Raw genomic sequence first — 6,883 nt, forward strand, 5'->3', positions numbered from 1 at the left:
CTACCCTCTGCTAAACGCCTGCGCTTTCGCCAGACGCGTTTCATAATCTATACGTAACAAAAATACGATGGCGGTCGACATGATAATCAGGCTCGACCCCCCGTAACTGATCAGCGGCAGTGTCAGACCTTTGGTCGGTAACATGCCCGCTGCGGCGCCGACGTTCACCAGCGCCTGGAAGCTAAACCAGACACCGATTGAGCAGGCGAGAAAGCCCGAAAAGCGCTGATCGAGCTCTAATGCACGACGTCCGATGGACATCGCGCGAAAAGCGACGAAGAATACCATTAACAGCGCTAAAACCACACCGATATAACCCAGTTCTTCACCGATAATCGAGAAGATAAAATCGGTGTGTGCTTCCGGTAAATATTCCAGTTTTTGCACGGAATTTCCCAATCCCTGCCCCCAGAACTCGCCTCGGCCAAAGGCCATTAACGATTGGGTTAACTGGTAACCGCTGCCGAACGGATCTTCCCACGGATTCCAGAAAGAAGTGACACGTCGCATACGATAAGGTTCAGCGACAATCAGCAAACAGACGGCAAAAATACCGGAGCCGATAATCGCCAGAAACTGCCACAGCTTGGCCCCGGCAAGAAACAGCATGGCCAGCGTGGTGACAAACAGCACCACCACCGTACCCAGATCGGGCTGGGCCAGCAGTAATACCGCCAGAACCACCATCACCCCCATCGGCTTACAGAAGCCCCAGAAGTTATTACGCACTTCCTCGACCTTGCGCACCAGATAGCTGGCGAGATAGCAAAACAGCGACAGCTTGGATAACTCTGCTGGCTGAATACGCAGCGGCCCGAGGGCGATCCAGCGTGATGCCCCGTTAACCGAACTGCCCACCACCAGCACGATAAGCAGCATCACTATCGTTCCCATCAGCATGATGTTGCTGTAGCGCTGCCAGAAATCCATAGGCACACGCAGGGTCACCAGCGCCATCCCCACCGCCAGCAGGATGTAAAACGCATCACGCTTGGCAAAATAGAACGGGTCATCATTCAGACGCTGCCCCACCGGCATCGAGGCCGAGGTCACCATCACAAACCCGAGAATGGCCAGACCGAAGGTCAGCCACAGCAGAGTGCGGTCATAGAGGACGATCGAGCTCGTATCACTCTCTCGCGACCCCATCACCCAGGATTTCAGCCGCTCGGACAGGCCGCCGGCAAGGCTCAGACCAGGGAAACGCATCAGTCAGCCTCCCGCGCCAGTTGAGCAAACAGATCGCCACGCTGCTCAAAGTTTTTGAACTGATCGAGGCTGGCGCAGGCAGGCGACAGCAGCACCAGGTCACCAGGCTGAACCTGGGCAGCTATCTGCTGCACGGCTTCTGCCATGGTTTCGGTCTGAACAGCAATCTCCGGACGTAATGCTGCCAGCGCCTCGCGGTCGCGGCCAAAACAGTAGGTACGGATACGCTCGCCCTGCAGATAGCGAGCCAGGGAGCTGAAATCAGCCGACTTACCGTCCCCGCCCAGCAACAGCCAGAGCGTACCCTTTACCTGTAAGCCATTAAGCGCGGCTTCCGTGCTGCCAACGTTGGTGGCTTTCGAATCATTAATCCAGCGCACGCCGTTATGCTCGTGAACCAGCTGGAAACGATGCGGCAAACCGCCAAATGTTGTCAGCGCTTTCAGGCTGCTTGCACGCGGCAGGCCAACGGCATCGGCCAGTGCCAGCGCCGCCAGCGCATTGGTATAGTTGTGCTGGCCAACGAGATTCATCTCAGCGGTGTTCAGGACTTTCTCACCCTTGACCCGCAGCCAGGTACTGCCCTGCTGGTGGTTAAGGTGATAGTCACCCACATCGGCCCCAAAGCTGACGCAGCGTTTATCGGCACCGCGCACCGGCATGGTCATCGCATCATCGGCGTTCACCACGCAGACCACCGCGTTTTCATACACGCGCAACTTGGCTGCCCGGTACTGCTGCATCCCCAGCGGATAGCGATCCATATGATCTTCGGTGACATTCAGGATGGTTGCCGCTGCGGCCTGCAGGCTGTGCGTGGTTTCCAGCTGAAAGCTGGAGAGTTCGAGTACATAAAGCTGCGCGGGATTATCCAGCAACATCAACGCCGGCAGGCCAATATTGCCTCCCACGCCCACCTGCCAGCCGGCGGCCTTAGCCATTTCGCCCACCAGCGTGGTAACGGTGCTTTTACCATTGGAACCGGTGATGGCGACGATGGGAGCCTGGGCTTCACGGCAGAACAGTTCGATATCGCCCACGATCTCCACGCCCGCATCTGCCGCAGCCATCAGCGAAGGATGTGCCAGCGCCATGCCGGGGCTGGCAACAATCAGATCGGCGTTCTGCAGCCAGTCGTCATTTAACGATCCCAGCCAGCGCTCAACATTTTCCGGCAGCTTCTCCAGCCCCGGCGGCACGACACGGGTATCCATCACGCGCGGCGTCACGCCACGGGTGACAAAGAAATCAACACAGGAGAGGCCGGTCAGCCCCAACCCGATAATGACCACTTTTTTACCCTGATAGTCAGCCATAGTTAACGCACCTTCAGTGTTGCCAGGCCAATCAGCACCAGCATCAGTGAAATAATCCAGAAGCGCACAATGACGCGCGGTTCTGGCCAGCCTTTAAGCTCATAGTGGTGGTGGATGGGCGCCATGCGGAAAATACGCTGGCCCCGCAATTTGAACGAACCTACCTGCAGGATCACCGACAGGGTTTCGACCACGAATACCCCGCCCATGATCACCAGCAGAAACTCCTGACGCAGCAGCACGGCAATGGTACCCAGTGCGCCACCCAGCGCCAGTGAGCCGACATCGCCCATGAAGACCTGCGCCGGGTAGGTGTTAAACCACAGGAATCCCAGACCAGCCCCGACGATAGCCGTACAGACGATCACCAGCTCACCGGCGTGGCGCAGATAGGGGATATGCAGATACTCAGCAAACTTAACGTTACCTGTCGCCCAGGCGACCAGGGCAAAGCCTGCGGCAACAAACACGGTTGGCATAATCGCCAGCCCGTCCAGGCCATCGGTCAGGTTAACGGCATTACTGGTGCCCACAATCACAAAGTACGCCAGCAGCAGATAAAGCAGGCCCAGCTGCGGCATCACATCTTTAAAGAACGGTACCACCAGCTCGGTTGCCGGCGTGTCTTTGCCAATCATGTACATTGCAAAGGCCGCCGCCAGGGCAATCACGGACTGCCAGAAGTATTTCCAGCGGGCAATCAGTCCTTTGGTATCTTTACGCACCACTTTGCGGTAATCATCCACAAAGCCGACGGCACCATAGCCCAGCAGCACGAACAGCACGCACCAGACATAAGGATTAGAAGGATAGGCCCACAGCAGCACCGAAATAGTGATGGAGGTAAGGATCATAATCCCCCCCATCGTCGGCGTGCCGCGCTTGCTGAAATGCGATTCCGGGCCGTCATTACGCACGACCTGGCCAAAGGACATTTCCTGCAGGCGGGCGATCATACGCGGCCCCATCCACAGGGAGATAAATAGCGCGGTCAGCAGGCTGACAATGGCGCGAAACGTCAGATACGAAAAGACGTTAAAGCCGGAATAAAATGCGACCAGATGCTCGGCCAGCCAGACTAACATGCGCCTTTCTCCTGTAAGGTGTGCACTACCTGCTCCATCGCGGCACTGCGCGAACCTTTAACCAAAACGGTAATCTGTGGATGTTCTGACAGCAATGCCAGCGCGCGGGCGCTGAGTGCCGCCTTGTCGTGGAAATGCTCACCGACGCCGCTGGCATCAGAGATGCTCTGGCTGAGTGAGCCCACGCTTAATACCTTGTCAACGCCAGCGGCATGGATAGCCGCGCCCACCTGACGGTGGCACTCGACAGCTTCATCGCCTAACTCGCCCATATCACCGACGATCATCACGCGGTAACCCGGCATTTCGGCCAGCACCTGCGCGGCCGCCGTCATCGAGCCGACGTTGGCGTTGTAACTGTCGTCCAGCAGTAACTTCTCTGCGCCGAGCGCGACCGGGAACAGACGCCCCGGTACGGCTTTAAGCTGGCTCAAGCCTTCCTGTATCGCACTTAATGGTGCACCGACGGACAGTGCCAGCGCGCTGGCGGCAAGGGCATTAGCGATGTTATGCCGCCCCGGTAGCGGCAGCGTGATGGCCACATTCCCCTGTGGTGAATGCAGCATAAAATGCGTCCCCTGGGGGGAGAATGTGACGTCTGAGGCGTAAAAATCACTGTCTGACTGCTGCTCTGGTGAAAAGCGCCAGACGGTTTTCCCGTGCAGCACAGGCTGCCAGTGCGGCCAGTCATTGCTGTCGCTGTTAATAATGGCGGTACCGTGCAGCGGCAGACCGTTAAAAATTTCCCCTTTGGCTTTCGCCACGCCAGCCAGCGAGCCAAAGCCTTCCAGATGGGCCGCCGCGAGGTTATTCACCAGCGCCGTTTCTGGTCGGGTCAGTTCGGTGGTGTAAGCGATTTCGCCCTGATGATTAGCCCCGAGTTCGATCACCGCATACCGGTGCTCTTTCGTCAGGCGCAACAGCGTTAAAGGCACACCGATATCGTTATTGAGGTTACCGGCGGTATACAAGGTCTCGCCACATTGACGCAGGATAGCGGCGGTCATCTCTTTGACTGAGGTCTTGCCCGAAGAACCAGTCAGGGCGACCACGCGTGCGCCAGACTGCTGACGCACCCAGCCTGCCAGTTGTCCCAGTGCAATACGGGTGTCGGCCACCACCACCTGCGGCACGGCCACGGGTAAGTGCTTACTTACTAACAGCGCAAGCGAGCCGGCCGTCAGCGCATCAGCCACAAAGTCATGCGCATCGAAACGCTCACCTTTCAGGGCAATAAACAGGCAGCCGGCGGTGACTTTGCGGGTATCGGTGGTCACAGCCTCTATCGCCCGATCACCGCCGTACAGCGTACCGCCGGTGATGTCTGCCAGCTGGCTAAGGGTGAATGTGATCATGCCAGCACCCCCAACAGACGTGCGACGGTGACCCGGTCGGAGTAGTCGAAGCGCTGATTGCCGATGATCTGGTAATCTTCATGGCCTTTGCCTGCTACCAGCACGATGTCGCCTTCCTGTGCCTGCATAACGGCGTTAGTGACCGCTTGCGCACGTCCCATCACTACGCGGGCACGGCCTGCATCAAGAAATCCGCTGAGGATATCGGCCACAATCGCGGCCGGATCTTCACTTCGCGGGTTGTCGTCGGTGATCACCACAACGTCAGCAAACTGTTCAGCAATCGCCCCCATCAGCGGGCGTTTACCTTTGTCACGGTCTCCGCCGCAGCCAAACACACACCACAGCTGACCTTTACAGTGCAGGCGTGCGGCCGCCAGCGCTTTTTCCAGCGCATCCGGCGTATGTGCATAATCGACCACCACGGTGGGCTTACCCGGGGCAGTAAAGACCTCCATGCGTCCGGTGACCGGCAGCAGCTGGCTGGCCGTAGCCGTTACGGCAGCCAGCGGATAGTCCAGAGAAAGCAGGGTTGCCAGCGCGACCAGCAGGTTACTGACGTTGAAGGCCCCCATCAGACGACTGTCGATCTCACCTGGCCCCCAGCTGGAGTCAAAGCGAACCGAAGCCCCCCCATCGTGATACTGCACTTCAGTGGCTTTCAGCCAGCGCCCGTGGCAGGCGGGGTTAATGTTGTTTTCCATGCTGACGGCCACGGCGTCTGGCAGATTTTCCAGCCAGCGGCGTCCCACTTCGTCATCAGCATTAATAATGGCCTGACCCACCTGATGCTCTGAGAACAGCAGCCATTTCGCGGCTTCATAACGCGCCATATCACCGTGGTAATCAAGGTGATCGCGGCTGAGGTTGGTAAAGGCAGCCGCGGCAAATGGCAGGGCTGCCACACGGTGCTGTACCAGACCGTGAGAGGAGACTTCCATGGCTGCCAGCGTCGCGCCCTTGCTGACCAGCGAGGCCAGCAGGTGCTGTACATCGACCGCAGAACCGGTGGTATTTTCTGCGGGAGCCAGATGGCCGTACACGCCGTTACCGACCGTGCCCATGACTGCACCGGTTTCACCCAGCAACTGGGCCCACTGCGCCAGCAGTTGGGTGATGGTGGTTTTTCCGTTGGTTCCGGTCACGCCAATCAGCTTAAGTTTTTCGCCCGGCTGCTGATAAAAACGTCCGGCCAGCGCAGATAAGCGCTGAGAAAGCTGGGCAAGGTAAATCACCGGTACACCGTGCATCTGCACAATCTGCCCGTCTTCCGCCTCACCTTCCGCTTCGGCAATCACTGCCGCCACGCCCTGAGCAATCGCCTGGGGAATAAAACGGCGCCCGTCGGCCGCATGGCCTTTAATCGCCACAAACAGGTCGCCCGACGCCGCAAGGCGGCTGTCCAGGGTCATGTCACGCAGCGGAAGCTCCGGTGCGCCAGGCACCCACGGTGCCAACAGGTCGCGCAGATTACGATCGGTCACTCGGTCCCTCATTCTTGTTAGTTACCATCTCGTTCTTGTCACTGACGGGAGTCGGTAACGCATCCGGTTCAACGTTCATGGTGCGCAGTACGCCGCCCATGATGGCGCCAAATACCGGCGCGGAAACCGCACCACCATAATATTTGCCTGCCTGAGGATCGTTAATGACCACCACCAGTGCAAAACGAGGGTTGCTTGCCGGTGCGACGCCCGCCGTGTAAGCAATGTATTTATTGACGTATTTACCATCCGGTCCGACTTTCTTGGCCGTACCCGTTTTAATAGCAATGCGGTATCCCTTGATCGCGGCTTTCACGCCACCGCCGCCCGGGAGCGCTACGCTTTCCATCATGTGCAGAACGGTGCGCACCTGCGCCTCAGGGAAAATGCGCTGACCCGCCACTGGCGGGTCAACTTTGGTAATCGACAGCGGA

Annotated in this window: 6 protein-coding genes; all 6 read right to left on the bottom strand. The window is 58.2% G+C overall.

What is annotated here, in order from left to right; genetic code table 11:
* Positions 1-1,209, bottom strand: coding sequence for a cell division protein FtsW (ftsW, locus tag EPE01S_RS16570; RefSeq protein WP_062747293.1), 1,209 nt, complete (start codon positions 1,207-1,209; stop codon positions 1-3).
* Positions 1,209-2,525: a UDP-N-acetylmuramoyl-L-alanine--D-glutamate ligase gene (murD, locus tag EPE01S_RS16575; protein ID WP_062747295.1), complete on the bottom strand. Its 1,317-nt coding sequence runs from the start codon at positions 2,523-2,525 to the stop codon at positions 1,209-1,211. Before murD ends, ftsW begins: the two co-directional genes overlap by 1 nt.
* Positions 2,526-2,527: 2 nt before the next feature.
* Complete coding sequence (mraY, locus tag EPE01S_RS16580; protein WP_062747297.1) at positions 2,528-3,610, bottom strand: phospho-N-acetylmuramoyl-pentapeptide-transferase; 1,083 nt, start codon at positions 3,608-3,610, stop codon at positions 2,528-2,530.
* A complete protein-coding gene (gene murF, locus EPE01S_RS16585; protein ID WP_062747299.1) occupies positions 3,604-4,965 on the bottom strand; it encodes a UDP-N-acetylmuramoyl-tripeptide--D-alanyl-D-alanine ligase in 1,362 nt (453 codons plus the stop codon). Before murF ends, mraY begins: the two co-directional genes overlap by 7 nt.
* Entirely contained in the window at positions 4,962-6,449 is a 1,488-nt protein-coding gene (murE, locus tag EPE01S_RS16590; protein ID WP_062747301.1) for a UDP-N-acetylmuramoyl-L-alanyl-D-glutamate--2,6-diaminopimelate ligase, read from the bottom strand. Before murE ends, murF begins: the two co-directional genes overlap by 4 nt.
* Positions 6,436-6,883: penicillin-binding transpeptidase domain-containing protein (locus EPE01S_RS16595; RefSeq protein ID WP_255210153.1), on the bottom strand; the 448-nt coding region annotated here is incomplete at its 5' end. The genes murE and EPE01S_RS16595, both read right to left, overlap by 14 nt.

Origin of the sequence: Erwinia persicina NBRC 102418 (assembly GCF_001571305.1) — a bacterium.
GTDB classification, from domain to species: Bacteria; Pseudomonadota; Gammaproteobacteria; order Enterobacterales; family Enterobacteriaceae; genus Erwinia; species Erwinia persicina.